Below are 25351 nucleotides of genomic sequence, written 5' to 3'. Positions count from 1 at the left end.
GGACGACGCGGGTGGTGGTGCGGGGTAGGGGGTGTGTGGCGGGCTCCACGATCGGTAGGCCTGCCCTTGCCGCGTGCCGGACCGGATCGTGGGGTGCCCCTGAGCGGGGCCGCTGTCTCTATCCGTCCGGCAGCCGCTCTTGACAGGCGAGCGAAGTAAGTGTTCGATCAGTCACATGCCTTCCCCCTCCTCCCGCTCCACCGCCGAGGCGCAGCGCGAGCGGATCACCGCGGCGGCGCTCCACGTCTTCGCGCGCACCGGCTACGCCGCGACTCCGATCACCGAGGTCGCCGCCGAGGCCGGCGTCTCGCCCGCCTACGTCTTCCGCCTGTTCCCGGGCAAGCTCGGCGTCTTCGTCGCCGCGGTCGACCGCTGCTACGAGCAGGTGGCGTCCACGCTCGCGGCGGCGGGGGAGGCCTCGCCCTCCTCGGACCCGGCCGACCGGCTCGAGGCGATGACCGTCGCCTACATCGACCTGATCGCCGACCGTGACCTGATCATGCTGCAGTCACAGGCGCAGAGCGCGTGCGAGGTCCCCGAGATCCGCGAGGCAGTGCGCCGCGGGATCTCCGCGGTCGTCCGGACGGTCACCGTCGTCTCCGGAGCCGACGGCCCGGCCGTGCAGCGCTTCGTCGCCTACGGGCAGCTCTGTCACCTGATCGTGCAGACCGACCTCGGCGGCGTCGACTCCGAGTGGGCCCGCATCGTCTCCGACGGCATCCGGCACCGCGACTGAGTCCGCGGCGCTCGCCTCTCCTCCTCTTCTTCCTCTCCTCCTCTTCTTCCTCTCCTCTCTTCTTCCTCTCCTCCTCTTCGCCACCATCCTTTTTCATATCCGCTTTTGTGACTGTTCAGTCACTCACCTACGACCTCAGGAGCCCCTCATGTCCACCACGCTTCCCCGCACCACCACCCGCGTCGTCCTCCCCGGGATCGTCGAGCCGTCCGGGCTGCTCCTCGAGCAGGCACCGGTCGAGCCTCCCGCGGCCGGCGAGCTGCTCGTCGCCGTCGAGGCCACCGGCATCTCGTTCGCCGAGCAGTCGATGCGCCGCGGCCGCTACTTCGCCCAGCCGCCGTTCCCCTTCACGCCCGGCTACGACCTCGTCGGCCGGGTCCTCGCGGTCGGCCCCGGCGGCGACGCGTCGCTCGAGGGCCGCCGGGTCGCCGCCCTCACCAAGACCGGCGGTTGGACGGGTCACGCCCGCGTCGCCGCCCGCGACTGCGTTCTCGTCCCCGACGGAGCCGCGTCCGAGGACGCCGAGGCCGTCGTGGTCAACGGAGTGACGGCGTGGCAGATGCTGCACCGCTCGGCCCGGGTCTCCCGCGGCGACACGATCCTCCTGTTCGGCGCGAACGGCGGAGTCGGCGGCCTCGTGCACCGCCTCGCCCGCCTCGAGGGGATCCGCGTGATCGGCGCCGCCTCGCCCCGCCACCACGAGGCCCTCCGAGCGGCCGGAGTGGAGCCCGTCGACTACGCCGATCCCGACCTCGCCGCCCGCGTGCGCGAGCTCGCTCCCGGCGGAGTGCAGGCCGTCTTCGACAACGTCGGCGGAGCGACGACCCGGCTGGCGTGGTCGCTGCTCGCGCCCGGCGGCACCCTCGTCGCCTACGCGATCGTCAGCGCGAGCACCGGGAGCATCTGGCCCCCGTTCCTCCGCCAGCTCGCGCGGATCCAGGCCTACCAGTTGGCCCCCAACGGCCGGCGCGCGGTCTTCTACGACCTCTGGGCGGGCCACTCGATGCGGCCCGCGCGCTTCCGTGCGCGCCTCGAGGAGGACCTCGGCCGCGTGCTCGGACTCCTCGCCGACGGCTCGCTGACGGCCAACATCGCCGCCCGCTTCCCGCTCACCGGGATCGTCGAGGCGATGGAGCTCGCCGAGTCCCGGACGCTCGACGGCAAGGTGATCCTGCTGCCGTGAGCGGGGTGCGTCCGGGCGGAGGGTGATTCCGGTGCGGAGGCGCCCGGGCGGCGAGCAGAGGAGAATGGCGCGGTGGACACGGGACTGGTCGAGGTGCTGAAGGCGCTGGGCAATCCCACGCGACTGCAGATCATGGAGTGGCTCCGCTCTCCCGAGGCGTCGTTCAGCGAGTTCGAGCCGATCGCCGACCGCGCCGAGTTCGGGGTCTGCGTCACCCATCTCGCCGCGAAGAGCGGTCTCGCGCAGTCGACCATCTCGTCGTACATGGGATCCCTGGAGCGCGCGGGCCTCGTCCGCTCGACGCGCGTGGGGAAGTACACCCACTACCGGAGGAGCGACGCCGACGTCGCCGGGCTCCTGAAGCGGCTCGGAGCGTCGATCTAGCGACGTATCGCAAATCGTCGATATGATCGGCGGCATGACCGATGCTTCCGAGACCGCTCCCGCTCGCCGTGCTCTGCTCGTCCACGCCCATCCCGAGGAGCGGTCCTTCTCCTCGGCGCAGGCGGACGCGGTCCTCGAGCAGCTGAGGGCCGACGGCATGGAGGTGCGCCGGCTCGACCTGTACGCCGAGGGCCGGGACCCGGTGCTGCACCGCGACCAGTTCGCGTCCGGCTCCGACTACTTCAAGCCGCAGGCGCAGCAGATGACCGCGGTCCTCGAGAAGACGCTCGGGGAGCCCGTCGCGAGCGATCTCGACGAGCTGCTGCAGGCGGATCTCCTGGTGCTCTCGTTCCCCCTGTGGTGGTTCTCGATGCCGGCGATCATGAAGGGCTGGATCGACCGGGTCTTCGTGATGGGCGCGACGTTCGGAGGCGAGCACGGCGTCTTCGCCGAGGGCGGCCTGCGCGGCAGGAGCGCGATGCTCCTGCTGACGACGGGCGGCGGCGAGGCGGCCTTCGCGCCCGGCGCCGCCGACGGCTACGGCGACCTGCAGTCGTTCCTCTTCCACATCCATCGCGGGATGCTCGAGTTCGTCGGCTACGACGTCCTGCCCCCGGTGGTCACCTACGGTCCCGCCCGCCTCGACGCGGCCGGACGCGAGGACGCCCTGCAACGGGCTCGAGCGCAGGCGTCCGCATCGACGGCCCGGCTGCGCGGCGCCTAGCGTTCGCCGCTGCGCCTCCCGGCCGCCCTCAGTCCCGCGACCGGCTCGCGTGCGCGCGGGCCTTCATCCGGTTGCCGCACGTCGCCATCGAGCACCACTTGGCGGTGCCGGGGCGGCTGCGGTCGAGGAGGAAGAGGTTGCACTCGTCGTTCGCGCAAGGGCGGAGCCGCCCGGGGAACCGGGTGTTCACAGCGGACCAGGCGAGGACCGATTCCACCGCGAGTCGATCCGGCTCGGGAGCGCTCAGCTCCCACACGACGCCCTCATCGGTGACGCGCGGGGTGCGCACGGCGCGCGCGACCAGGTCCGCGAGCTCCGTGACGGCCGCGGGCGCGTCCGAGCGCACGACGGCCTGGAGCGCGTCGCGGGCACGGCGCAGCTGCTCGAGCTCGTCCTCGGTGCCGACTCCGCCCCACCGCCGGGCGAGCTCGCGACCGGCCGCGTCGCCGAGGTCGTCCGTCGGCCGTCCATCCACCACGGGCGCGCTGTTCAGCACCGCCAGGAGCAGCTCCTCGTCCCGATCCACCGTTCCCCGTTCTCCCGCCGTGCGGCCCGTTCGATCCATGCTAGCGTCCGGCTAACCAGTAAATCTGCTTTAAGGGGTTAGCCATGGTCGTCGTCCATCACCGCACCGTGTCCGTCGAGGGACTCGACGTCTTCTGGCGGGAGGCCGGGCCCGTCGACGCGCCCGTCCTCCTGCTGCTGCACGGGTACCCGAGCAGCTCGCACATGTTCCGCCACCTCCTCCCCGCCCTCGCGGGGCACTACCGCGTCATCGCCCCCGACCACATCGGCTTCGGGCGCTCGTCCGCGCCCTCCGTCGAGGACTTCGACTACACGTTCGCCGCACTGACCGCGGTGACCGGCCGCTTCCTCGAGACCATCGGGGTGACCCGGTACACGATCTACGTCCAGGACTACGGCGCCCCCGTCGGCTGGCGCCTCGCCCTCGCCGATCCGTCCGCGGTCGTCGCCGTGATCTCGCAGAACGGCAACGCCTACGAGGAGGGCTTCGTGCCCGGCTTCTGGGACCCGATCTGGGCCGACGCCGCCGAGCGGACCGACGAGACGCGCGACGCCCTCCGGCTGGCTCTCGGCCGGGAGGCCGTCGAGTGGCAGTACACCCACGGTGTCCCCGACTCCAGCACCGTCGATCCGGACGCCTGGGAGCACGACCTCGCGCTCCTCGCCCGCCCCGGCCAGGACGACGTGCAGCTGGCGCTCTTCCGCGACTACGCCACGAACCGCGCCCTGTACCCCGCCGTGCAGGCGTGGATCCGCGAGTCCGGAGTCCCCGTCCTCGCCGTCTGGGGCCGGAACGACGAGATCTTCGCCCCCGCCGGCGCCCAGGCGTTCCTCCGCGACGCGCCTCACGCGCGCATCGAGCTCGTCGACGGCGGGCACTTCCTGCTCGAGTCCCACCTCGACCGCGTCGTCAGCGCGATCACGGACTGGCTGCGCCCGGCGTGATGCACGAGGACGGGCGGGAGGGTCTCGTCGCCCGCCCGACCCTCCTCAGCGGACGGTGGTGGCAGCGGTGTCGGCGTTGCTGCGGATCGACGGATCCGGAGTCCTCACGGAGAAGGTGGTTGCGAGCGCTGTGCCCGTGCCTGCGCTCACGGCCGTGACGGTGATCTTCTCGGTGGACGTCCGCCCGTTGCCGAGGCTGGAGCGCTGGAAGACCACGACGCTGCCGATACGGGTGTACTTCCCCGTCGCGGAGACGAACCGCACCCCCGGCGGGAGGATCACCTTCGAGTAGACGGACGTCGACGCGGAGGGTCCGGCGTTCCTCGTGATGAGCGTGTACGTGAACGTCCTCCCCTTCACCGCGGTGGTCGGAGCGGAGACGTCGACGCGAAGGTCGGCCTTCGCGGAAGCGGACGCAGGGGACACGGTGAGAGTGCTCTGCGCGGTCGCGGTTCCGGCGGTGCTGGCGGCCTGCACGGTGAAGACGTAGGCGCCGGTCCTGGTCGGAGTGCCGGTGAGGCGCCCCGTCGGATCGAGGGTGAGACCCGGGGGAAGGGCGCCCGACGACACGGTCACGACGGGCGCCGGAGTTCCCGCGACCGCGTAGGTGAAGTCGTAGGCCGAGTCGACGACGCTGGCTGCGACGGTTCCGCTGATCGTCGGCGCGACGGGTGCAGGCGGGGCGGCCTCGACGGTGATCCGCCGGGAGGCGGTGGTGGTCGTTCCGAAGGAGTTGGTCGCGGTGACGGTGAAGTCGGAGGTTCCGGGTTCTGCGGGCGTGCCCGTCACGAACCCCTCGGGAGTCAGGGTCAGTCCGGGCGGGAGCGTCCCGCTGGTGAGGGTGTGGTCCGCGAGGCGCGCATCCCCTCCGAAGGCGAAGGAGAACGGAGTGCCGACCGTCGCCGTGGGAGGCGCGGCAGCCGTGAGGACGGGACGGGTCCCGGTGGCGAGGGTGAAGCCGTAGCCGGCGTCGATCGAGGTGACCCCCTTCAGTCCTGCGGGAACCGTGGACTGGCCGGCACCGTCGTCGCCCCAGGCGGCGACGGTGCCGTCCTCGCGGAGCGCCACGCTGTGCCCGTACCCGGCGGCGACCGCGACGACACCGGTCAGCCCGGCGGGGACGTCGCTCTCTCCGTCCCTGTCGCTCCCCTCGGCGACGACGCTGCCGTCGGCGCGGACGGCGAGGTCGTGGGTCCGTCCCGCCGCGACCGCGACGATGTCGGAGTAGCCCGCGAAGATGTCGTCGGGGCCGTCGTAGCCCCAGCTCACGACGCTGCCGTCTCTCGTGACGGCGAGGGTGTGGAAGGACGCGGCGGAGATCGCCACGACGTCGTCCAGACCGGGAGGCGCCTCCAGCACTCGCCCCTGGTCGTACCCCCAGATCGCCACTGTCCCGTCGTCGCGGAGCGCGACGCTGTGGGTGCCGCTCGAGTCGATCGCGGTGACGCCGCTCAGCCCCGCCGGCGGCTCGGTGTACCGGTCCTCCGGGGGGAAGAGCGGCGCAACGGTGCCGTCCTCGAGAAGCGCCAGATCGGGGGAGACGGCCGCGACGCCGAGGAGGTCGTCCGCCGGGATGGGGCCGCCCTCGAGATTGTCACCCCAGACGGCCACTGTGCCGTCGCTCCTCGCCGCGACGCCGTAGTACTGGCCGGCCGCGATGGAGACGGCGTCGGTCAGATCCTCGGGGGCGCTCGTCCGACCGTCCTCGTCGTATCCCCAGCCCACGACGCGCCCGCCCGCGACGGGAGCGTCGGCCGCGTGAGCCGCGGCCGCGGTGCCGGTGAGCGGCCCGTCGAGGGCGGCGAGGCCGGTCCCGAGGAGGAGGGCGCCGGTGAGGAGCGCGAGCGGGCGGACAGTGCTTCGAAGGCGCATGGGGTCTTCCGGTCGGGTCGGCCGTCGTCGGCCGCCCTGCGACCGTGACAGCTGCGAGCGCCGTGGGCAACGCCCTCTTCCGGCCACGTCCGGAAGAGGGCGCCCAAGCGGACGTCCTTCGTCGGCCCCGCTCGGCTGATCCTGTTCACGACGGAGGAAGGATGAGGCTCCGGCGCCCGTTCCGCGCGGATCGCGGGGTCCTGGAGCAGATCCATCCTTCGTTGTGAACACCGTCTGGACGAGGTCCTGCGTCGGCGATGCTCCGAAGCCCGGCTTCGACCTCGTCAGGACCCGAACCCGGCTCCCGTCGGCTCCTCGGCGTTCCGGATGACGGTGAGCAGGAGGTCGTTCAGCTGCTGGGCGGCGGGGGCGCTCAGGCCGACGTCACTGAGGTCGTTGGTCGCGAGCGCGACCGCGCGCGCCGCGGTGAGGACGCGCTCCCCGTCGGCGGTCGTACGGATGGGTGTGCGTCGGCCCTTCCCGCGGACTCCGACACGCTCGATCAGCCCTCGCCGCTCCATGCCGTCGAGGACCTCGGACATCGACCTCGACGCGGCCGAGCGCCGGGGAGGCGTCCCCCTGCAGTCCGGCGACGCGCTCGTCGTCCGCAGCGGGTGGGGCTTCTCCTGGGACTCGGAGGAGCAGGCCCCCGGCATGACCGTCGACGCCGTGACCTGGATGCACGAGCGGGGCGTAGCGCTCTACGCGGGGGACGTCGGCGACAGCTTCCCCCCTCACGATCCCGAGATGCCGATGCCGATGCACATGGTCGCGCTCGCACGGCTGGGTATGCCCCTCATCGACAGTGCGGACGTGGAGCAGCTCGCCGTGGTCTGCGCCGAGCTGTCCCGCTGGTCGTTCCTGCTCAGCGTGGCCCCACCGCGCCTGCTCGGGCTCACCGGCGTTCCGGTCAATCCGATCGCCGTCTTCTGAGGTGCGGCGCCGCCGCCCCGCGGATCGCCGCCGAGGACCCGCCGCTCGCCCCTCAGCGGCTGAGGAGGGCCACGAGGTCGGTCGCGATGCGGTGCTCGACGTCGGCCGGGACGGGCTGCACGGCGGCGTCGAGGTCCGCGGTGACGACGGCGGCGAGGCTCCGTGCCTGGAGGGTCAGGCCGAGGTCCATCGCCTGGATCGGGTTGCCGCCGGCCGCCGTGAGGTTGATCATCCGGCCGTTCTCGAGGCGGACGATCCGCTTGCCGTTCTTCAGGCGGATGCCCTGCCGGCGCTGGCCGTCGGCGAACTCGGTGGTCGACTCCGTGGCGGCCGCGAGGGCGTCCTCGTCGATCTCCCACGGGAAGTGGCCGACGCCCGCGATCACGGCGCCGTCGGCGAAGGCGTCGATCTCCGCCGCGCCGATGACGCCGGGTGCTCCGGTGGCGGTGAAGACGAACTGCGCGTCCGAGAGGACGTCGGCGACGGGTCCGACGCGGTGGCCGCGGAGGATCGCCTGCAGCGAGCGGATCGGGTCGACGTCGGCGACGGAGACCCGCGCTCCGAGCTGCGAGAGGGTGTCGGCGACCCCGCGCCCGCACGGGCCGTAGCCGATGACCGCGGCGCGGGTGCCCGGGATCATGAGGTTCGTGGCGTTCATGAAGCCCTGGACGACGCTCTGGCCGACCCCGTACTCGTTCTCGACGATCAGCTTGAGGGGCGAGTCGTTGATGACGACGACCGGTCGCGGGAGGGTCGCGCTGTTCTCCCGCAGGCGGATGCCGCCGGTGGTGGTCTCCTCGGTGCCGCCGAGGTAGTGGTCCGGGACGCCCGAATCGATCAGGCGGAGGGTGAGGTCGGCGCCGTTGTCGAGGGTGAGGTCGGGATTGTGCTCGAGCACCTTCTCGATGTTGCGGAGGTGCTCCGCCTCGCCGTCGCTCTGCTGCGTGTGCACGTGCACGCCGAGGGCGCGGAGGTCGTCGGCGACGTCGTCCTTCGTGGTTCCGGGCGAGCCCGTCAGAGCGATGTCCATCCCGGCCTCGACGAGGAGCGAGACGAGGGCGGCGGTCTTGGGCTCGACGTGGAGGCAGATCGCCAGCTTCTTCCCGGAGAGCACCGGAGCGAGCTCCCGGACCGCCTGCGCGGTGAGGGGCATGTGGTCGAGAGCCCAGCGGCTCGCCGGGTGGGAGAGGGAGGAGGTCATGGCGGGTCCTGTCTGGAGTGGGTACGTGGGCGTCGAGTGGGGGCGTCGTGTGGCCGGCGGCGCGGGAGTCGCGTCAGGGCGCTCGGCCCCCGGCGGGCTGCCGCCGCGCCCGGCGTCGCGCGTGCGTCGAGTGCGCGGTCCTGCACGCGACGTCCTGAGGAGGCCGATCGCCGGGGACGGCCGCGAGGCCTCGCGCGGGGCTGATCTCCGTGCGACGGAGCCTGAGGTGCATCTCCTCACGCCGGGCCGAGGTCGGCACGGCGCGGATCGTCATCGGTGAGGACACCAGCCCAGTCTGTCGACCCGGACGAGCCCTCGCTCGGATGATCGTGCCCGGCAGCGGCACCCCGGGAGGGGCCGACCTGTCGTGCGGTGACGTCCCGCACGGATCGACAGGCGCGCCGCGTCCGCTCACCCTCTGGTGACTGGGCGAGGGGCGTCGAAGAAGAGGTAGGACACGAAGTGGATCGCGCGAAGCCGGAACCACGCGAAGGCTCGGTCGCGAGCGCGGCCCGACGGAGCGCCACCGCTACCCTGACGCCATGCGCCGCATCCTCGACGACCCTCTTCGGAACCGCGTCCGCACTGGCTCTCCGTCCGTCGCCTCGGCCTGATGGAGCGGCGACGGGCGGACCGCTCGGAGCCGGTTCGCGAGTTCCGGCCCTCGAGGGCCCGGCAGGAGAACGAGTCGCGACGCCTGAGGCCCGTCGCCGTCCTCCCCGCGCTGGTCCTGCTGGCGGGGAGCGTCTGGGGAGTCGTGATCGCCGACGACCGCGGTGCCGGGCTGGCCGTCTACCTCGGGCTGTTCGGCTTCGCCACCGTGGTGGCTCTGGTGATCGTCGGAGTGCTGGCGCTCCGCAACCGGCGGTTCCTCGCCAGCGCGTCGCTGCGGATCTCGAACCGGGCGATCGAGTGCACAGACGCTCGAGGCAGGGTCGTGACCTTCGAGCGGGCCGACCCGTCGGTGAAGGCGCTGCTCGCATGGGTGCCCGCCGGCCCCAACAGTGAGGGGATCGATCTGCCGCCGTCGCTCATCCTGTTCTTGTCGGACGGAAGCCGGTCGCTGCGGCTCCGCGGGGCGGACTGGGAGATCGATGATCTGCGGGCCGTCGTCGCCGCCGTGACGACGCCGCTCTTGCCGGCGGCGCGTGGCGTGCACACCGGTGGCCGGAGCGTGTGGGCGCGCCTGACCGGAGCCGCTCGTCGGCAGGAGATCGAGGCGCCGCCCGCCGCGGAGAAGACGCTCAGCCCCTCCGAGATCAACGAGCTGATCCCCGGCACGATGAGCTTCCGCGAGACCCGTCCGCTGACGTTCGCCCTCCTGATCGGGTTCGGCTCGGCGGCTCTCGTGCTGGGCGTCGTCGTCGGCGTCGCCTTCGTGGTGGTGCCCGGGTAGCGGAGGAATTCGGCGCCGTGCCGGGGACCGCTGAGCGGGAGACGCGGGCGACAGGCCCACGCCCCCGATCGGCGACCTCGCCGGGGTGATCCTGCCCGCGCCCTAGGCTCCACGCATGACACTCACCCAGGACTCCGGTTGGATCTGGTTCGGACTCGCGATCGTCACCGCCGGTCTCGCCGAGCAGAAGGGCCGCTCGCGCTGGCGGTGGTTCGTGCTGGGGCTGCTGTTCGGGCCGATCGCGACGGCCCTCGTCGTGCTGTGGGCGCGACCGGAGGGCGGAGTGGCGACGGACGTGCGCTGGAACTTCGCGATCGGCGCCGGCGTCGCTGCGGCGGCGCTCGTCCTCGTCGCCGTGACCTCGGCCCTCTGGCTGCTTCTCATCCCGGCGGCGATCGCGGCGCTCGCCGCCGGGCTGCTCGCCTGGCTGAGCCGCCGCGTCCCCTACGAGGACCTGCCCCGCTGACGACCGCTAGAGGCTGGTCGAGCATCGGAACTCGAGATCTCGCGGCCCGAGGCGGCAGGCGCGTCACTCCTCGGACAGGGTCGATGACCTCGCGAGAGTCTGCCGGCCGCGGCGTCAGCGTTCCGGCCAGGCCTCCCACGCTCGACTGAAGGGCGCGGTCAGCTGCTGCCCGTCGTGGCCGATCCTGTGATGTACCCCCACGTCGTTGCTGTAGCCGCTCGACCAGCCGAGCTCACTGCCGCTCCCGATGCGGTAGCCGACGATGATGCCGTCCTTGCCGGCGGCGATGCTCTCCTCGTAGCGGCCCGCGACGACATCGAAGACGCTGCGCTCGAGGTCGTCCGCGAGGGCGGTCCACTCGTCGTCGCAGGCGTCGCAGCCGCAGACGGGGTAGTTGAAGCGGTGCAGTGCTCCGGCGTGGAGGAGGACGCCGGGGAAGACGGTCCAGACGATCGTCAGAGGTGCGGCGTCGACCGCCCGCGGCGTCACGCGGACGGCGCGGGCGGCCCAGGAGATCTCCGCTTCGTCTCGTGAGGCCAGGGCCGGGTCGTCCTCGACCGTGACGTCGTAGGTGCGCTCGAGGTGCTCGAGCAGGGCGTCCGCGACGGTGTGCAGCGGCTGGAAACGCTCGAGATCGCTCGTGACGGAGTAGCTCTCGTCCGGAGGCGACTCACCCAGCCAGCGAGTGCCGTAGGGGATGGGTCGGCCGTCCTCGCCGATGAAGACGCGGTCCGCGACAGCCGGTCGAGCGTAGTCCGTCATGGACGAGAGGGTACGACGCGAGCCGTCCCGCCGTCGGCCGCTGAATTTCCGGTGACAGCTCACGGACGAGGAATCCGTAGCTGGAGTCCACCAACCATCGAGGTTGACGTCTTGGTCGTCAGAAGTCCCCGCCAGAACGGTTTGCAGCGTCTCGCAGACTTCGTTCGATGCCATTCCATGCCAGGCGACGGGGCCGGTGTCGGGAAGCTCGACCGGCCGGTTCGAGCCCCTATCGGATGGAACGATTAGGCGGTCACCTCCGTCGAGCTGAGCGTCGAGAGCTGATCAATTCTGGTGACCCGACCGGTGGGACGAGTCCAGACCGAATGTGAGTCGTCCCTCGTCGCGGCGGCTTAGCTGTTGAACTGCAGTCGGATCTGCCAGCTACCACCGGACGGGTGAGCGGCCCAGGTCTCGCTTCCGGGGCAGGTGTCTGAGCGGTGTTCGCGCTGAGTAGCCGCCGCCCTTCGTGTCCGCAAGCGAGTAATCCCATGTGCGTGGAGAGCGTTCCAGAGTCCTCGATCAGTAGCTGGACGCTCAACCTTGCTGGCGGGATACCCCTACTTTTTGCACGCCGTCTTGCGGTCAGCCTGCAGCTGGCGGGCGGCTTGGCCCTAGTCGGGAGCGGTTAGACGACCGAGCCGAGCGCGACCCTCCGCGAGCTTTCGTTGGTTCTCGGGATCGGCTATCCACTCAGCTCTGATGCGGCAAAGGTGACATGTCACCTCATCGAGAACGCTTGACGTCTGGTGTGGGCTGGTTGCGCCGCAAGGATAGAAGCCGCTGCGGCTCTCGAGGTGAACTTTCTGCATGCTTCCATTTTGAGTCCTCGAGCTACGAGCAGTTGATGCCACCACCTTCGGCCGTTGATCCAGCGACATGGACCGTCATGATCGTCCGCTACGAAGTTCCCGTCGGCGGGAGCTGGCGTGAGGACGTCGGCCTGTTCGATGTTCCTCGAGGTCAGCGCCTCTGAGACCGATTGTCTCGCGCGTCCACGGATCCTCGACGGTCGTGATGTCTTGAGGAACACTCCCGCGTCCCTCCCTCGGGACACTCGAACAGTCGATCCGACGGGGACCGCCTGAACCCGCCTCCCGCCTATCGGAGACGGGACTTTTCACCGTCGAAGCCGAGGTCACGCTGTTCACCTCGCGCCGCCGCCCCACCCAGCCGCACGTCCCCCTCCGGATACGCGTCGTGCGAGAAGCACAGCCGCACGCCCTCCGCCTCCACACGCTCGAGCAACTCGGACGTCCGCTCGTGCGCCCGCGCGTCGTCGCTGATGAACCGCGGCAGCCGGCGCAGGCGCCCGGACCAGCCGAGGAACTCCCGCCCCCACGCCGCGTCGCCGGCCACCAGCACGCGCCCCTCGACGAGCGCCCCCAGGTGCCCGCGCGCATGCCCCGGGAGCGGCACCACGAGCAGCGACCCGTCGCCGAACAGGTCGAATCCGGTCAGCCCCTTGATCGTCGTCGCGGGCTGCTCGTCCGCCACGATCCCGGCCGCGAACCACGGCGGCAGCAGCGCGCGGAAGATCCCCTCGCGCACGCGGTTCCGCCGCACGGAGGCGACCTGGCCCGACGACAGCACGAACGTCGCGTCCGGGAACCAGCGCACGCCGCCCACGTGGTCCGGGTGCAGGTGCGTGAGCACCACGAACTCGACGTCGGCCGGGGTCAGGCCGAGGGCGAGCAGCCGCTGGTCGACGGTCTCGTCGTCCGGCACCGTCGCGGGCAGGATGCGCTCGTACAGCCGTCCGACGAGGCCCGTTCCGCGGAACGTCGGCGGGTAGCCCGCGTCCACGAGCACCCGCCGGCCGCTCGCGTGCGTGTAGAGGAAGACGTTCGAGGGGAAGACGCGGCGGGGGAGCCCCTTCCCGCGGAACACCCGGGACAGCGGGAAGACGGTGCTCCCGCACGCCATCACCTGCAGCGACGACTCAGCCACGCGTCGTCCTCAGGTGCTCGCCGACCCGGCGGATGCCCTCGGCCAGCGGCACGGTCGGCTCGTAGCCGAGCTCGGTCCGCGCCCGCGAGATGTCGAGGGTCTGCGCGTAGGCGAGGGTCGCCACGGTGTAGCGGGTGAACGGCGGCTCGCGGCCGGGCAGCAGCCGGTAGACCCGCTCCAGGATCTCGGCGAGCGCGGTCAGCACGCGCAGGTCCACCCGGATGAAGCGCGGCTCCTCGCCCATCGCGGCGAAGAAGCGCTCGAGGAGGTCGCCGAGCGGAGCGGGCTCGCCGTTGGTGATGTTGTAGACGCCGCCGTCGGCCACGGGAGCGTCGGCGGCGAGCACCAGCGCGTGCGCGGCGTTCTCGACGCAGGTGATGTCGACGGGGTTCCGACCGCCGTCGAAGAGGGGGATGCCGCGGCGGCGGCTCGCGGCGACGAAGCGGGGGAGGAGGCTGGGGTCGCCGACGCCGATCAGGCCGCGGGGGCGCAGGATCACGAGCTCGGGGATCCGGCCGGCGCGGTGCGCCTCCTGCAGCAGCCGCTCCGCCTCGATCTTGCTGCGGATGTAGAGGCTCATCCGGCTGCCGGCGTCGACCTCCTCCTCCCGCACCAGGTACTGGTGGCGCCGGGCGGAGTAGATGCTCGGCGAGGAGACGAAGACGAAGCGGCGGATCCCGCAGCGCTCGGCCAGCGCGATCATCGCCTCCGTCCCCGCGACGTTCGCGCGCTCGAACTCGCTCCACGTGCCCCACGGGCTCGACAGAGCGGCGGCGTGCACGAGCACGTCGGCCTCGACGTCCGTCGCGCCCAGCTCGGCGAGGTCGGCGCGGAGGACCGTGGCGCCCTCCTCCTCCAGCCGCGCCAGCGCCTCGGGGGCGCGACCGGTGGCGAGCACGTCGTCGCCCGCGGCCAGGAACTCGCGCACCGCGTAGCCGCCGAGGAAGCCCGTCGCCCCGGTGATCAGCACGCGGCGCCGGCGCTCAGCGGACATCGACGACCTCCAGCCCGCGCTTGCGGCCCCAGTACCAGAGCAGGATCCCCAGGTACCCGAGCGCCTTGCCCTTCCGGATCGACATCAGCACGACCGCGTCCTTGTCGAGCAGCGCCTCGCTCCGCCCGATCACCTGGCAGACCTTCAGGTGCAGCTCCAGGTCCTCGTCGGTGTCGTCGATGCTCGAGCGCGGGAAACCGTCGACCTGGAGGTACAGCGCGGCGTCGATCGCGAGGTTGCAGCCGGCGGCCATGAACATCCGGTACCGCTGGCCGGGGCGGCGGTAGAAGACGCCCGGGGCGTGCTCCATCAGGCGGATCAGCGCGGTGCCGAGCACGCCGTCGTACCAGCGGTAGACGGCTTCGTCCCGCCGCGGGGACAGGCGGCCGCCGACGAAGCGGGCGCCGCCGCGGAGGTCGGCCTTGAGGCGCGCCACCCAGTCGGCGCTCGGCAGGCAGTCGGCGTCCGTGCGGGCGACGGCCGTCGCGCCCTCGGCGATCGCGTGGCGGAAGCCGGTGTCGGAGGCGGCTCCCGTGCCCTTCTGCGCCTCGTCGATCACGGCGACCTGCCGCTCCGGGCACCGGCGGCGGAACTCCTCGATCACGGCGCGCGAGCCGTCGGTGCTGCCGTTGTCGACGAGCAGGAGGGTGAAGTCCGGATCGGTCTGGCGGGCGAGCGCGTCGAGGGCGCCGCCGAGCAGCTTCTCCTCGTCGAGGAAGGGCACGACCACCCAGAAACCGCGCGCGTCCATCCGTCCCCCGCTCCGGGACCATGGTGTCGGCGGGGGCCCGTGCCGTCAAACCGCGCCGAACAGTGCGCGCGGAGGTGCAGAGGCGCGCTATACAGGGATTCGCTCCGCACGTCCCGGGGCAGGAAGGGGCCCGCGTGCCCGACCTCCTCCCGCTCCGCGTCCTCGGCACGGGCGAAGCGCTGCCCGAGCGGATCGTCACGACCGCCGAGGTCGCCGCGCTCTGCGGCCTGCCCGCCGACGAGGCCGAGCGCCGCTCCGGCGTGCGCACCCGCCACTGGGTCACCGACGACGAGGACCCGCTGGAGCTCGGCCTGCTCGCCGCCCGTCGGGCGCTCGCGGCGGCCGGGCTCGACACGGTCGACGTGGTGCTCAACGCCTCGGGCACTCAGCTGCAGGCGATCCCGGACGGAGGCGCGCTGCTCGCGGCGGGACTCGGCCTCGACGACGTCTCGGCGTACAGCGTCGGCGCCACCTGCCTGTCGTTCCTCTTCGCTCTGCAGGAGGCGGGGTTCCTCCTCGCCACGGGTCGCGCCGACACCGTGCTCATCGTCTCGACCGACTGCGGCAGCCGCGGCATCGACCCGGGCCAGCCCGAGAGCGCCCTGCTCTTCGGCGACGCGGCCGCCGCCGTCGTGATCGGACGCGCCGAGACTCCGGGGCAGGGCCTGGTCACCACGCACTTCCGCACCCGCCCGAGCGGTGTGCGCCACGCGGAGCTGCGCGGCTTCGGCTCGCGGATCCGGATCGAGGAGGCGCCCGACCGGCTCGCCGACTTCCGCTTCGACATGCAGGGCAAGGCGCTGCTCGTCGACGCGCTGCGGCACTTCCCGGCGTTCCTCGAGGAGGTGCGGCCCGGCCTCTCGACCGGGCTCCCCGGCATCGACCGCGTGGTCCCGCACCAGACCAGCGCGGCCGGGCTCGAGGGCATGGCCCGCCTCTGGGGCCGCGACCGGATGACGATCACGCTCGGCGAGGTCGGCAACACGATCGGCAGCGCGATCCCGCTGGCCCTGCACCGCTCGCGCGTGCGGCCGGGGGAGTCGGTGCTGCTGGTGGGCACGGGCGCGGGCACGCACTACGGCGCGGTGGTCCTGCAGGCGTGAGCGGTGGCAGCGCCTAGCCGAGGAGCGACAGGGCCGAGAGCCCGAGGAACGGCGCCATCACCACGAGGCAAACCGCGGCGGAGCGACCGAACCCGTGGGAGGAGTCCCGCCCGCCGACCAGACGGGCGAGCAGCCCCGTGACCAGCGGCGGGAGCAGGAACAGCAGCAGCCACGGAGCCAGGACGTCCGCGGCCGGTGCCGTCCAGTCGGGCTGGTCGTCGCGGTCCAGGGGAGGGAGGCGCACGAGGAAGAACGCGGCCGTGAGGACGATCGCGGGGAGGACCGACAGGCAGGTGAGCGTGATCGCGGTGAACCTCGCCCCGTCGTCCCGGGAGTACCGGGCACGGTCGGGGTCGGGCGCGGGCCCCCGATCGGTGTCCTCGTCCCAGCCCGGACTGCTGAATCGGATGCTTCCCATGAGGCGATCATGCCGTTCCGGAGCGGGGCCCCGGCCCGGCCGACGGAACCTCCGTCATCCCCGCCGTTCGACCAGTGCCCGCAGCGCGTCGCGGACGAACCGGGCGCCGGCGACTCCGCCGTAGTGCGCCGAGAACCGCTCGTCGTCGACGTACATCTCGCCGAGCCCGAGCAGGTACTCGTCGCTCGGGCCGCCGGGCGCGTCGCGGGGCGTGCCCGGCACCTGGGCGAGCCAGGCGCGGTGCCGCTCGGCGAGCGCGAGAGCCTCCTCCCCGGTCGGATCCGCCCCGCTGGCCGCCGCGGCGGTCCAGGCGCCGGCGAGGTCCGCCTGCCTCCGCTGCCACTGCTCGCGGTCCTCCGCGCTCATCGAGCGCCACCAGCGGTCGCCGTCGGCGTACGCCGGGGCACCCCAGCGGCGCTCCACCTCCTCACGGTGCTCCGCGTGGTCGAACCCGTCGAACATCTCCTCGGCCATCGGCCCGTTCCCTTCTCTCATCGTGGTGATCGTCCCGGCGACCGCCCGGATGCGGCGGTCGAGCCGTCGGCGCTCCTCCTGGAGCACGTCGAGGTGCCGCTCGAGAGCGGCCACCGGCTCCGCGTCGCGCCGCAGGATCCGCCCGATCTCGGGCAGTCCGAGACCGAGGTCGCGCAGCAGCAGGATCCGCTGCAGCGTCACGAGCGCGGCGGCGTCGTAGTAGCGGTAGCCGTTCGCGCCCACCCGGCTCGCCGGGAGCAGTCCCTCGGCCCCGTAGTGCCGAAGCGTCCGGCTGGTCGTGCCGGCCAGCCGCGCCACCTCGTGCACGGTCCACTCCTGCTCCACAGCGCCCTCCGTCTCCGCGTCGCCGGGGACTCCGGCGGCGATGGAAGCGACGGTACGGGTTGACGCGGCGTCAACGTCAAGCGGCGGGGACGGATCCGCTAGCGGGCGCCGATCCTGCGCGTTCCCACCCGGAGGACGAGCTCGGTCACCGGCACCGCGGCGATCAAGCAGCAGGCCGCGGGCACCACGGTCAGCAGTGCGACGACAGCGTCCGTCCCGTCGCCCGCGTCGGTCCACGCCGCGATCGAGACCACGATCCAGGCGATCGCGAGGATGCAGACCGTAGAAGCGGTCCAGAGGACCGGCCAGGGCGCGCGACCCCGTCCCGCGGAGTAGGGGAGCCCGCCGACGGCCGCCGTCACGGCGGTCGCCAGAAGCGCTCGGGCCAGCGGGAGGAGCAGCTCGCCGGCGTCCCGGCCGGTGTCGAGGGAGGACAGGGCGAACAGGACCGAGGTCGTCGCGAGCGAGAGGACGCCGGCGACGGCGACGAGCGTCAGCAGGGTCCGGATCAGGAGCCTCACCGGTCGCGTCCGGCGAGGAACGCGCCGCGCTCCTCCAGCAGCCGCCGCAGGTGCCGGTCGAGCACCAGCCGCTCCGCGATCCGCCCGAGGACGCCGAGCGGGGCGGAGTACTCGAGCCGGTCGATCATCACGGAGCCGGAGCCGTGGGGCTCGAAGCGGTGCTCGTGCCGGAAGGTCGCGAAGGGCCCGCGGGTCTGCTCGTCGACGAAGGAGTGCGGGGCGTCGAGCGCGGTGACGGTGCTGGTCAGCCGGAGCGGGACGCCGAAGTGCCGGGCGCTCCAGGTCACGTGCTCGCCCAGGCCGATCAGCCCGGTGGTCGTCCCGGAGACCGCGCGCTCGCGAGCGCCGGCCTGCGAGGCGGTGTGCAGGTCGATGTCGCGCGCCCGGTCGAACATCTCGGCGGCCGGGCGGGCGGAGCGGGTCACGACCTGGAGGAGCACGGTGTCGATCCTGCCCGCCGCGCCCGCAGCCGGCCACGGACGCGCCGGTCCGCCCGCCTCACCAGCTCGTCACCACGGTCCGCGTGATCACCCACCCCTCGTCGCGGCGGACGAGGCGGCTCGTCAGCTGGAGCCGCCAGGTCGCGTGCAGGCGGCCGATGGTCGCCTCGGTGATGGTGCGGGAGGTGAGCACCGGGTGCGCGGCGCCGCCCGAGAGGGCGCTCTCGACGTGGTCGATCTCGTGGTACTCCTTGCGCGCCTCGTCGATGTCGGCGAGCCACTCCTCCCGCGACTGCACCAGGCCGGTCGGGTGCTCGATCACGAAGCGCTCGTCGAGCAGCGCCTCGAGCGCGGGCAGGTCCACCAGCTCCAGCGCGTCGAAGAGGGCGGCGTGCACCGCGGTCGGGCCGTCGTCCTCCAGCTCGTCGCCCCTGCCGGCGGTCCCGTCGCCGCTCATGCCGGCGGTCCCGTCGTCGCGCGGCGGACGAGCTGCGTCGGCAGCTGCACGTGCAGCGAGCGCGGCTCGCGCCCGGCCATCAGGGCGATCAGCATCTCGGCGGCGGTCGCTCCGAGCGTCTGCATCGGCTGGCGGACGGTGGTCAGCGGCGGATCGAAGCGCGCGGCCTCGGGCACGTCGTCGAAGCCGATCACCGACAGGTCGTGGGGCACGGCGAGGCCCAGGTGCGCGGCGGTCTCGATGATCGCCAGCGCCGAGACGTCGTTGGCGGCGAAGACCGCGGTCGGGCGGTCGGGCAGCGACAGGAGCGAGGAGGCGGGCCGCCGGGCGGTGTCGCGGTGGTAGTTGCCCACCCGCAGCAGGCGCTCGTCGAAGGCGATGCCGGCCTCCGCCAGCGCCGCCCGGTAGCCGGCCTCGCGCAGCCGCGCCGAGCGCAGGTCGCCGCGACCCGCGACGAAGCCGATGCGGCGGTGCCCGAGGGCGACGAGGTGGCGGGTGGCGAGCAGGGCGCCGCCGAAGTTGTCGGACTCGACGGTCGGCAGGTCGGCGCGGCCGGTGTGCGGGTCCACGGCGACGAGCGGGATGTCGGAGGGGGCGCTCACCACGCTCGGCGTCACCATGATCGCCCCGTCGATGAGGGTGCCGCTGAGCCGGCTGAGCGAGCGCCGCTCCCAGCCCTCCTGCTCGCCCTCGTGGGAGCCGGAGTAGGCGAGCAGGTCGAACCGCGACTCCGCCAGCACCGACCCCACGCCCTTCAGGATCTCGGCGCTGAACGGCTCGAACCCCGCGACGAGCACGCCGATCACGCCCGTGCGCCGGGAGCGCATGCTGCTCGCGACGAGGCTCGACTCGTAGCCGAGCTCGCGCACGACCTCGAGCACGCGGGTGGCGGTGGAGGGGGCGATGCCGTAGCGGCCGTTCACGGCCTTGGACACCGTCGCCACCGAGACGCCGGCGGCAGCGGCGACGTCGTGGATGGTCGGTCGGGTGGTCATGTGGCCGACTGTAACCCGTGCTTCGAAAACCATTTCGAAAACGTTTGACCACTTTCGCAAGCACTGCGGACACTGACTCCACCCGCGAAGGCGGGAACCCCCACGGCGCCGGTGCACCAGGCGGCGCCCTCGATGAAGAGAACGGTTGGACGATGAAGTTCAGGAAGATCGCAGTGGCGACAGCAGCCCTGCTCGGCACGGTCGCGGCCCTCACCGGCTGCTCGGGCCAGGACTCGGGATCGAGCGACGGCACCGTCGCGATGACCCTCTGGCAGAACTCGACCACGGGCCCCGGCCAGGAGTTCTGGGACAAGACGATCGCGGACTTCGAGGCCGCGAACCCCGGAGTGACCATCGAGTCGCAGGCCATCCAGAACGAGGACCTCGACGGCAAGCTCCAGACGGCGCTCAACTCGGGCGACGCCCCCGACGTCTTCCTCCAGCGCGGAGGCGGCAAGCTCGCCGCCATGGTCGCGGGCGGACAGCTGAAGGACCTCACCGGCGGCATCTCGGACCAGGCGCGCAGCGAGATCCCCGAGGGCTCGTTCTCGGCGAACACGCTCGACGACAAGGTCTGGGCGATGCCGGTCGCCGTCCTCCCGGGCGGCCTGTTCTACAGCCAGGACCTCTTCACGGCGGCGGGCGTCACCGAGACGCCGAAGACCATCGACGAGCTCGACTCGGCGATCACGAAGATCAAGGGCAGCGGAGCCCAGGCCGTCGCGCTCGGCGCGAAGGACGCCTGGCCCGCCGCGCACTGGTACTACTTCTTCGCGCTCCGCGAGTGCAGCGCCGACACCATGGCCGAGGCGGCCGACACCAAGGACTTCTCGGACGACTGCTGGGTCCGCGCGGGCGAGGACCTGCAGGACTTCTCGGCCACCGAGCCGTTCAACGAGGGCTTCCTCACGACCGCCGCCCAGCAGGGCGCGGGCAGCTCGGCCGGACTCCTCGCCAACCACCAGGCGTCGATGGAGCTCATGGGCGCGTGGAACCCCGGCGTGATCGCCTCCCTCACCCCCGACGAGAAGCCGCTGCCCGACCTGGGCTGGTTCCCGTTCCCCGAGATCGACGGCGGCGACGGCGAGGCCGGCGCGATCATGGGCGGTGTCGACGGCTACTCCTGCTCCGTGGGCGCTCCCGACGAGTGCGTCGACTTCCTCAACTACCTGGCCACCTCCGACGTGCAGAAGGAGTACTACGCGGCCTTCAACGCGCCCCCGGTGAACACCGTTGCGCAGGAGGCGGTCACCGAGCCGTACCTGCAGCAGATCCTCGAGGCCTACAACTCGGCCCCGTACGTCTCGCAGTGGCTCGACACCGTCTACGGCCTCAACGTCGGCAACGCGCTGAACGTCGGAGTCGTCGACCTGCTGGCCGGCAAGAGCGACCCCGAGCAGCTGGTCGAGGCCGTCAACGCCGCCGCGGCGAAGGCCTAGCCACCATGGCACTCCGCGAGAGCCCGCTCCTCGGAGTGGATGAGCCCCGCGGGACCGCGCGCACCGGAGGCGTCACCTCGACGCCTCCGGTGCGCCGGCGCCGCCGCAGCGTGGGCTGGGCGGGGCGCTTCGAGATCGCGCTCCTGGTCGGCCCGGCGCTGATCGTCTTCCTCGCCTTCGTGATCTTCCCGGTCGTGATGGCGGCCTACTACGGCTTCTTCAGCTGGCAGGGCTACGGAGTGCCGACGGACTTCGTCGGCTTCCGCAACTACCTGACGATCCTGCAGGACCCCACCTTCCACGACGCCCTCGCGCACAACGGCATCATCGTGGTGCTCTCGCTCGTGCTCCAGGGGCCGGTCGCGATCCTCCTGGCGCTGCTGCTGAACCGCAAGCTGCGCGGGCAGTCGATCATCCGCGTCCTGATCTTCGTGCCGTACGTGATCTCGGAGGTCGTCGTCGGCACCGGCTGGAGCCTGATGCTCCAGACCAGCGGCGCGGTCAACGGCCTGCTCGAGAAGGTCGGCCTCGGCGCGCTGAAGCAGGACTGGCTCTCGGATCCGGCGATCGCGATCTGGACGCTGATGCTGATCATCACTTGGAAGTACATCGGCTTCGCCGTGATCCTCTTCCTCGCGGGTCTGCAGGGCATCCCCGAGGAGCTGTCCGAGGCCGCGGCCATCGACGGCGCCTCCTACTGGCAGGTGCAGCGGCGGATCACCCTGCCCCTGCTCGCGCCGACCCTGCGGATCTGGGCGTTCCTGTCGATCATCGGCGCACTGCAGCTGTTCGACCTCGTCTACATCATCTGGGGCCAGTACGTGTCCTCGACCGCGGGCACCTCGACCATGGCGATCTACCTGGTCACCAACGGCCGCAACGCCGGCAACTACGGGTACGGGAACGCCGTCGCGGTGGTCCTGTTCCTGATCTCGCTCGTGGTGGCGCTGCTCTACCAGCGCTTCGTGCTCCGGCGCGACACCGCGGGCGCACTGACGGGAGACAAGCGATGACCGGCACGACGATGACGGCCCCGCCTATCACTCCGGAGACCCCTCGGCCTCTCGCGGCGAAGCGGCGCCGGCAGCCCCTGGGCCGCGGCACCACGATCGCCTACGTCGTGGCGATCGTCGTGATCGCGCTGATGCTCGCCCCGGTGGCGTACATCATCCTCGGCGGCTTCCGCACGAACGCGCAGATCACCACCGACCCGGCGGGCCTGCCCTCGCCGTGGAACGTGCAGAACTACCTCGACGTGATCACCGGCGGAGTCTTCTGGCAGGAGGTCGGCAACTCCACCATCGCCGGCCTCGCGACGACGCTCGGCGTGGTCGTGCTCGGCCTGATGGCGAGCTACGTCCTGGCCCGCTACGACTTCACCGGACGCGGCGTGTTCTACGCGCTCTTCGCCGCCGGCCTGATGTTCCCGATGACCGTGGCGATCACTCCTCTCTACCTGGTGATCAAGAGCCTCGGCCTGATGAACTCGCTCGCCGGAGTGGTGCTGCCGCAGATCGCGTTCGGCCTGCCGACCACGATCATCATCCTGGTACCGTTCCTCCGCGCGATCCCGGACGAGATCCAGGAGGCGGCCTTCATCGACGGCTGCAGCCGGATCGGCTTCTTCTTCCGGATGGTCGTGCGCCTGGCGATGCCCGGCGTGATCACCACGGGGATCCTCGCGTTCATCGCGAGCTGGAACAGCTACCTGCTGCCCCTGTTCATCCTCAACAACGAGTCCACCTTCACGCTCCCGCTCGGAGTCCAGGCGTTCTCGTCGCAGTACTCGGTCGACACGGCGAAGGTGCTCGCCTTCGTGTCGCTGTCGATGATCCCGGCGCTGATCTTCTTCAGCGTCTTCGAGCGCCGCATCGTCGGCGGGCTGACGGGGGCGGTGAAGGGATGAGCGGATCGCTCCGCCCGTCCGCCGCGTCCCCCGTCCCGTCCGCACCCGTCGCCCCACCCGCAGAGAGGGTCGCACCGTGACCGCACCGCACGCACCAGAGGACCCACAGGCTCCGTCCGCCCGCACCACCGAGCTGCTGGGCCGGATGACGCTGGAGGAGAAGCTCTCCCAGCTGGTCGGCTACTGGGTCGACCAGGGCGGCGAGGTCGTCGCCCCGCTCGCCGGCGAGATGGCCACCTCGACCGGGTACGCCGAGGCGACCCGCGAGGGGATCGGCCAGCTGACCCGCGTCTACGGCACGCGCCCCGTCGATCCGCTCGAGCGCGCTCAGTGGCTGTGGGCGGAGCAGCGCCGGCTCGTCGAGGAGACGCGGCTGGGCATCCCGGCGATCGTCCACGAGGAGTGCCTGACCGGGCTCGCCGCCTGGCAGGCCGCGACGTTCCCGACTCCGCTCGCCTGGGGAGCCTCGTTCGACCCGGAGCTCGTGGCCGAGCTCGGCGCCGTGATCGGCGGCTCGATGCGCGAGCTCGGGATCCACCAGGGCCTGGCGCCCGTGCTCGACGTGATCCGCGACCCCCGCTGGGGCCGGGTCGACGAGTGCATCGCCGAGGACCCGTACGTCGTCGGCACGATCGGCACCGCGTACGTGCAGGGGCTGCAGTCCACCGGCGTCGACGCGACGCTGAAGCACTTCATCGGCTACTCCGCCTCCCGCGGCGGCCGCAACCACGCGCCGGTGCACGCCGGACCGCGCGAGATCGCGGACGTGCTGCTGCCGCCGTTCGAGATGGCGATCCGCGACGGGGGCGCCCGCTCGGTGATGAACTCCTACGCCGAGATCGACGGGGACCCGGTCGGAGCGACGCCCGCCTACCTCACGGGCGTGCTGCGCGAGCGCTGGGGCTTCGACGGCGTGGTCGTCGCCGACTACTTCTCCGTCGCGTTCCTCCACCTCATGCACGCGGTCGCCGCCGACCTGGGCGAGGCGGCCGAGCTGGCGCTCGCCGCGGGGATCGACGTGGAGCTTCCCACGGGCGACGCGTTCCTCGCGCCGCTGGCCGCGCGGATCCGGGCCGGGGAGGCCGACGAGGCGCTCGTCGACCGGGCTGTGCTGCGGGTGCTCGCGCAGAAGGAGCGGCTCGGACTGCTCGACGCGCGCTTCGACGACGCCCCCGAGTCGATCGACCTCGACTCGCCGGCCCACCGCGACATCGCCCGCCGCCTGGCCGAGGAGTCGGTGGTGCTGCTCGCGAACGACGGCGTCCTGCCGCTCGCTGCGCCGCGCCGCCTCGCGCTGATCGGTCCCAACGCCGACAGCGCGCCCGCGCTCATGGGCTGCTACTCCTTCGCCAACCACGTGCTGGCGCACCACCCGGGCGTGCCGCTGGGCTTCGAGATCCCGACGGTCGCGGACGCGCTGGCCGGCGAGTTCGGCTCGGCCGAGCTGCTGCTCGCCGAGGGCTGCTCGGTCGAGGGCGACGACGCCTCCGGGATCGCGGAGGCGGTCCGGGCGGCCGCCGACTCCGACGTGGCGATCGTAATCGTCGGCGACCGGGCGGGCCTGTTCGGCCGCGGCACGGTCGGCGAGGGCAACGACGTCGAGAGCCTCGAGCTCTCGGGCCGCCAGCGCGAGCTGGTCGAGGCCGTCGTGGCGACGGGGACCCCGGTCGTGCTCGTGCTGCTGACCGGCCGCCCCTATGCCGTGGGCTGGGCGCTCGACGGGCCGTCGGCTCCCGCCGCCGTGCTGCAGGCGTTCTTCCCGGGGGAGGAGGGCGCCGGCGCGATCGCGGGCGTCGTCTCGGGACGGGTCGACCCCTCCGGCCACCTGCCGGTCTCGCTGCCGCGCTCCGCCGGAGCGCAGCCGTTCTCGTACCTGCACCCGATCCTCGGCGGGCCGTCGGACGTGACCTCCGCCGACAGCACGCCGGTGCGGCCGTTCGGCCACGGCCTCTCGTACACGGCCTTCGCCCGGACGGAGCTGGCGGTCGAGGAGTCCGCCCCGACGGACGGCTCCTTCACGGCGACCGTGCGCGTGCGCAACACGGGCGAGCGGGCGGGCACCGACCTGGTGCAGCTGTACGCCCGCGACGTGTTCGCGAGCGTGACCCGGCCGGTGGCGCAGCTGCTCGGCTACGCGCGGGTCGCGCTCGAGCCCGGCGAGGAGGCGGAGGTCCGCTTCGAGGTCCCGGCCGCGCGCCTGGCCTTCACCGGACGTGAAGGCGTGCGGATCGTCGAGCCCGGCCGCGTCGAGCTGTGGGTGGGCCCGGACTGCGCGACGCGCGAGACGGAGGCGGCGCTCGAGCTGGTCGGCCCGGCCGCCGCGATCGACGCCTCGTCGCAGCGCCTCGTCGGCACGCGGGTCCAGCGGGCGGGAGCGGGCGTCCCGGCCTGACCCCGTGCACAACGCTGGAAGGATCGCTCCGGCGGGCCG

27 protein-coding genes are annotated in these 25351 nt (G+C 72.3%); 13 read left to right on the top strand and 14 right to left on the bottom strand.

Annotation, left to right across the window (positions count from 1 at the left end):
• Window positions 1-175 precede the first annotated feature (175 nt).
• The 4 genes from C5C37_RS13785 to C5C37_RS13770 all read left to right on the top strand — a co-directional run bounded on the left by C5C37_RS13785 (window position 176) and on the right by C5C37_RS13770 (window position 3027).
• On the top strand, window positions 176-736 hold the full coding sequence (locus C5C37_RS13785; protein ID WP_104263383.1) for a TetR/AcrR family transcriptional regulator: 561 nt from the start codon (window positions 176-178) through the stop codon (window positions 734-736).
• 148 nt (window positions 737-884) lie between these two features.
• Window positions 885-1919: a medium chain dehydrogenase/reductase family protein gene (locus C5C37_RS13780; protein ID WP_104339098.1), complete on the top strand. Its 1035-nt coding sequence runs from the start codon at window positions 885-887 to the stop codon at window positions 1917-1919.
• A 72-nt stretch (window positions 1920-1991) separates the two neighbouring features.
• Entirely contained in the window at window positions 1992-2303 is a 312-nt protein-coding gene (locus C5C37_RS13775; RefSeq protein WP_258068926.1) for a helix-turn-helix transcriptional regulator, read from the top strand.
• 34 nt (window positions 2304-2337) lie between these two features.
• Window positions 2338-3027 carry an NAD(P)H-dependent oxidoreductase gene (locus C5C37_RS13770; RefSeq protein ID WP_104339103.1) on the top strand — a complete coding sequence of 230 codons (690 nt, stop codon included), beginning with the start codon at window positions 2338-2340 and terminating at the stop codon, window positions 3025-3027.
• A gap of 28 nt (window positions 3028-3055) precedes the next feature.
• Here C5C37_RS13770 and C5C37_RS13765 read toward each other — a convergent pair whose 3' ends face one another.
• Window positions 3056-3553 carry a CGNR zinc finger domain-containing protein gene (locus C5C37_RS13765; protein ID WP_104339097.1) on the bottom strand — a complete coding sequence of 166 codons (498 nt, stop codon included), beginning with the start codon at window positions 3551-3553 and terminating at the stop codon, window positions 3056-3058.
• Between the two features lie 83 nt (window positions 3554-3636).
• Here C5C37_RS13765 and C5C37_RS13760 point away from each other — a divergent pair, with 83 nt between their 5' ends.
• On the top strand, window positions 3637-4497 hold the full coding sequence (locus C5C37_RS13760; protein WP_104339096.1) for an alpha/beta fold hydrolase: 861 nt from the start codon (window positions 3637-3639) through the stop codon (window positions 4495-4497).
• A 45-nt stretch (window positions 4498-4542) separates the two neighbouring features.
• On the opposite strand, the gene C5C37_RS13755 is transcribed toward C5C37_RS13760, so the two are convergent.
• Window positions 4543-6369 carry a putative Ig domain-containing protein gene (locus tag C5C37_RS13755; protein ID WP_104339095.1) on the bottom strand — a complete coding sequence of 609 codons (1827 nt, stop codon included), beginning with the start codon at window positions 6367-6369 and terminating at the stop codon, window positions 4543-4545.
• 284 nt (window positions 6370-6653) lie between these two features.
• On the bottom strand, window positions 6654-6911 hold the full coding sequence (locus C5C37_RS17760; RefSeq protein WP_219813087.1) for a hypothetical protein: 258 nt from the start codon (window positions 6909-6911) through the stop codon (window positions 6654-6656).
• On the opposite strand from C5C37_RS17760, the gene C5C37_RS13750 reads away from it, so the two are divergent.
• Complete coding sequence (locus C5C37_RS13750; RefSeq protein ID WP_219814489.1) at window positions 6889-7302, top strand: cyclase family protein; 414 nt, start codon at window positions 6889-6891, stop codon at window positions 7300-7302. The genes C5C37_RS17760 and C5C37_RS13750 overlap by 23 nt on opposite strands.
• 52 nt (window positions 7303-7354) lie before the next feature.
• Here C5C37_RS13750 and C5C37_RS13745 read toward each other — a convergent pair whose 3' ends face one another.
• Entirely contained in the window at window positions 7355-8503 is a 1149-nt protein-coding gene (locus C5C37_RS13745) for an adenosylhomocysteinase (RefSeq protein WP_104261366.1), read from the bottom strand.
• Between the two features lie 613 nt (window positions 8504-9116).
• Here C5C37_RS13745 and C5C37_RS13740 point away from each other — a divergent pair.
• Together C5C37_RS13740 and C5C37_RS13735 are read left to right on the top strand one after the other, a co-directional pair.
• Window positions 9117-9899, top strand: coding sequence for a hypothetical protein (locus tag C5C37_RS13740; protein WP_104339093.1), 783 nt, complete (start codon window positions 9117-9119; stop codon window positions 9897-9899).
• A 115-nt stretch (window positions 9900-10014) separates the two neighbouring features.
• On the top strand, window positions 10015-10365 hold the full coding sequence (locus tag C5C37_RS13735; protein WP_104339092.1) for a hypothetical protein: 351 nt from the start codon (window positions 10015-10017) through the stop codon (window positions 10363-10365).
• Window positions 10366-10479: 114 nt separating this feature from the next.
• On the opposite strand, the gene C5C37_RS13730 is transcribed toward C5C37_RS13735, so the two are convergent.
• From C5C37_RS13730 to C5C37_RS13715, 4 genes are all read right to left on the bottom strand, one after another.
• Window positions 10480-11127 (bottom strand): DUF6226 family protein, encoded by a 648-nt coding sequence (locus tag C5C37_RS13730; RefSeq protein WP_104339091.1) that lies wholly within the window; start codon window positions 11125-11127, stop codon window positions 10480-10482.
• A gap of 1101 nt (window positions 11128-12228) precedes the next feature.
• Window positions 12229-13077 carry an MBL fold metallo-hydrolase gene (locus C5C37_RS13725; protein ID WP_104339090.1) on the bottom strand — a complete coding sequence of 283 codons (849 nt, stop codon included), beginning with the start codon at window positions 13075-13077 and terminating at the stop codon, window positions 12229-12231.
• A complete protein-coding gene (locus C5C37_RS13720) occupies window positions 13070-14071 on the bottom strand; it encodes an NAD(P)-dependent oxidoreductase (RefSeq protein ID WP_104339089.1) in 1002 nt (333 codons plus the stop codon). Before C5C37_RS13720 ends, C5C37_RS13725 begins: the two co-directional genes overlap by 8 nt.
• A complete protein-coding gene (locus C5C37_RS13715) occupies window positions 14061-14822 on the bottom strand; it encodes a glycosyltransferase (protein WP_104261373.1) in 762 nt (253 codons plus the stop codon). The genes C5C37_RS13720 and C5C37_RS13715 overlap by 11 nt, the downstream gene beginning before the upstream one ends.
• A 134-nt stretch (window positions 14823-14956) precedes the next feature.
• Between C5C37_RS13715 and C5C37_RS13710 the strand changes: the two genes are divergently transcribed.
• Entirely contained in the window at window positions 14957-15925 is a 969-nt protein-coding gene (locus tag C5C37_RS13710; protein ID WP_219814488.1) for a 3-oxoacyl-ACP synthase III family protein, read from the top strand.
• A 13-nt stretch (window positions 15926-15938) separates the two neighbouring features.
• Here the strand turns inward: C5C37_RS13710 and C5C37_RS13705 are convergent, their stop codons facing one another.
• From C5C37_RS13705 to C5C37_RS13680, 6 genes are all read right to left on the bottom strand, one after another.
• Entirely contained in the window at window positions 15939-16343 is a 405-nt protein-coding gene (locus C5C37_RS13705) for a hypothetical protein (protein WP_104339087.1), read from the bottom strand.
• A 54-nt stretch (window positions 16344-16397) separates the two neighbouring features.
• Complete coding sequence (locus tag C5C37_RS13700) at window positions 16398-17162, bottom strand: TipAS antibiotic-recognition domain-containing protein (protein WP_104339086.1); 765 nt, start codon at window positions 17160-17162, stop codon at window positions 16398-16400.
• A 98-nt stretch (window positions 17163-17260) separates the two neighbouring features.
• Window positions 17261-17683, bottom strand: a complete 423-nt coding sequence (locus tag C5C37_RS13695) for a hypothetical protein (protein WP_104339085.1) — start codon at window positions 17681-17683, stop codon at window positions 17261-17263.
• Window positions 17680-18123 (bottom strand): SRPBCC family protein, encoded by a 444-nt coding sequence (locus tag C5C37_RS13690; RefSeq protein ID WP_258066365.1) that lies wholly within the window; start codon window positions 18121-18123, stop codon window positions 17680-17682. Before C5C37_RS13690 ends, C5C37_RS13695 begins: the two co-directional genes overlap by 4 nt.
• Window positions 18124-18181: 58 nt before the next feature.
• On the bottom strand, window positions 18182-18580 hold the full coding sequence (locus C5C37_RS13685; protein ID WP_104234103.1) for a nuclear transport factor 2 family protein: 399 nt from the start codon (window positions 18578-18580) through the stop codon (window positions 18182-18184).
• Window positions 18577-19575 carry a LacI family DNA-binding transcriptional regulator gene (locus C5C37_RS13680; RefSeq protein WP_104224902.1) on the bottom strand — a complete coding sequence of 333 codons (999 nt, stop codon included), beginning with the start codon at window positions 19573-19575 and terminating at the stop codon, window positions 18577-18579. The genes C5C37_RS13685 and C5C37_RS13680 overlap by 4 nt, the downstream gene beginning before the upstream one ends.
• Window positions 19576-19727: 152 nt before the next feature.
• On the opposite strand from C5C37_RS13680, the gene C5C37_RS13675 reads away from it, so the two are divergent.
• The 4 genes from C5C37_RS13675 to C5C37_RS13660 all read left to right on the top strand — a co-directional run bounded on the left by C5C37_RS13675 (window position 19728) and on the right by C5C37_RS13660 (window position 25312).
• Entirely contained in the window at window positions 19728-21014 is a 1287-nt protein-coding gene (locus C5C37_RS13675; protein WP_104339084.1) for an ABC transporter substrate-binding protein, read from the top strand.
• A 5-nt stretch (window positions 21015-21019) separates the two neighbouring features.
• Entirely contained in the window at window positions 21020-22027 is a 1008-nt protein-coding gene (locus tag C5C37_RS13670) for a carbohydrate ABC transporter permease (protein WP_104226347.1), read from the top strand.
• Entirely contained in the window at window positions 22024-22920 is an 897-nt protein-coding gene (locus C5C37_RS13665; RefSeq protein WP_104308476.1) for a carbohydrate ABC transporter permease, read from the top strand. The genes C5C37_RS13670 and C5C37_RS13665 overlap by 4 nt, the downstream gene beginning before the upstream one ends.
• A 145-nt stretch (window positions 22921-23065) precedes the next feature.
• A complete protein-coding gene (locus C5C37_RS13660) occupies window positions 23066-25312 on the top strand; it encodes a glycoside hydrolase family 3 N-terminal domain-containing protein (protein WP_104339083.1) in 2247 nt (748 codons plus the stop codon).
• Window positions 25313-25351 lie beyond the last annotated feature (39 nt).

The sequence above is a fragment of the Rathayibacter sp. AY1F9 genome (genome assembly GCF_002932155.1).
In the GTDB taxonomy this organism is placed as follows: Bacteria; Actinomycetota; Actinomycetes; order Actinomycetales; family Microbacteriaceae; genus Rathayibacter.
Note: the sequence above shows the minus strand (reverse complement) of the source record. Positions and strands in the feature narration are given on the sequence as shown.

Bases quoted from the DNA above. Each gene is read 5' to 3' on its own strand.
- C5C37_RS13665 (WP_104308476.1), top strand. From the start codon at position 22,024: ATGACCGGCACGACGATGACGGCCCCGCCTATCACTCCGGAGACCCCT.
- C5C37_RS13750 (WP_219814489.1), top strand. From the start codon at position 6,889: ATGCCGTCGAGGACCTCGGACATCGACCTCGACGCGGCCGAGCGCCGG.
- C5C37_RS13680 (WP_104224902.1), bottom strand. From the start codon at position 19,575: ATGACCACCCGACCGACCATCCACGACGTCGCCGCTGCCGCCGGCGTC.
- C5C37_RS13720 (WP_104339089.1), bottom strand. From the start codon at position 14,071: ATGTCCGCTGAGCGCCGGCGCCGCGTGCTGATCACCGGGGCGACGGGC.
- C5C37_RS13780 (WP_104339098.1), top strand. From the start codon at position 885: ATGTCCACCACGCTTCCCCGCACCACCACCCGCGTCGTCCTCCCCGGG.
- C5C37_RS13740 (WP_104339093.1), top strand. From the start codon at position 9,117: ATGGAGCGGCGACGGGCGGACCGCTCGGAGCCGGTTCGCGAGTTCCGG.
- C5C37_RS13660 (WP_104339083.1), top strand. From the start codon at position 23,066: ATGACGCTGGAGGAGAAGCTCTCCCAGCTGGTCGGCTACTGGGTCGAC.
- C5C37_RS13685 (WP_104234103.1), bottom strand. From the start codon at position 18,580: ATGAGCGGCGACGGGACCGCCGGCAGGGGCGACGAGCTGGAGGACGAC.
- C5C37_RS13745 (WP_104261366.1), bottom strand. From the start codon at position 8,503: ATGACCTCCTCCCTCTCCCACCCGGCGAGCCGCTGGGCTCTCGACCAC.
- C5C37_RS13770 (WP_104339103.1), top strand. From the start codon at position 2,338: ATGACCGATGCTTCCGAGACCGCTCCCGCTCGCCGTGCTCTGCTCGTC.
- C5C37_RS13730 (WP_104339091.1), bottom strand. From the start codon at position 11,127: ATGACGGACTACGCTCGACCGGCTGTCGCGGACCGCGTCTTCATCGGC.
- C5C37_RS13715 (WP_104261373.1), bottom strand. From the start codon at position 14,822: ATGGACGCGCGCGGTTTCTGGGTGGTCGTGCCCTTCCTCGACGAGGAG.
- C5C37_RS13670 (WP_104226347.1), top strand. From the start codon at position 21,020: ATGGCACTCCGCGAGAGCCCGCTCCTCGGAGTGGATGAGCCCCGCGGG.
- C5C37_RS13785 (WP_104263383.1), top strand. From the start codon at position 176: ATGCCTTCCCCCTCCTCCCGCTCCACCGCCGAGGCGCAGCGCGAGCGG.
- C5C37_RS13735 (WP_104339092.1), top strand. From the start codon at position 10,015: ATGACACTCACCCAGGACTCCGGTTGGATCTGGTTCGGACTCGCGATC.
- C5C37_RS13705 (WP_104339087.1), bottom strand. From the start codon at position 16,343: ATGGGAAGCATCCGATTCAGCAGTCCGGGCTGGGACGAGGACACCGAT.
- C5C37_RS13755 (WP_104339095.1), bottom strand. From the start codon at position 6,369: ATGCGCCTTCGAAGCACTGTCCGCCCGCTCGCGCTCCTCACCGGCGCC.
- C5C37_RS13675 (WP_104339084.1), top strand. From the start codon at position 19,728: ATGAAGTTCAGGAAGATCGCAGTGGCGACAGCAGCCCTGCTCGGCACG.
- C5C37_RS13760 (WP_104339096.1), top strand. From the start codon at position 3,637: ATGGTCGTCGTCCATCACCGCACCGTGTCCGTCGAGGGACTCGACGTC.
- C5C37_RS17760 (WP_219813087.1), bottom strand. From the start codon at position 6,911: ATGTCCGAGGTCCTCGACGGCATGGAGCGGCGAGGGCTGATCGAGCGT.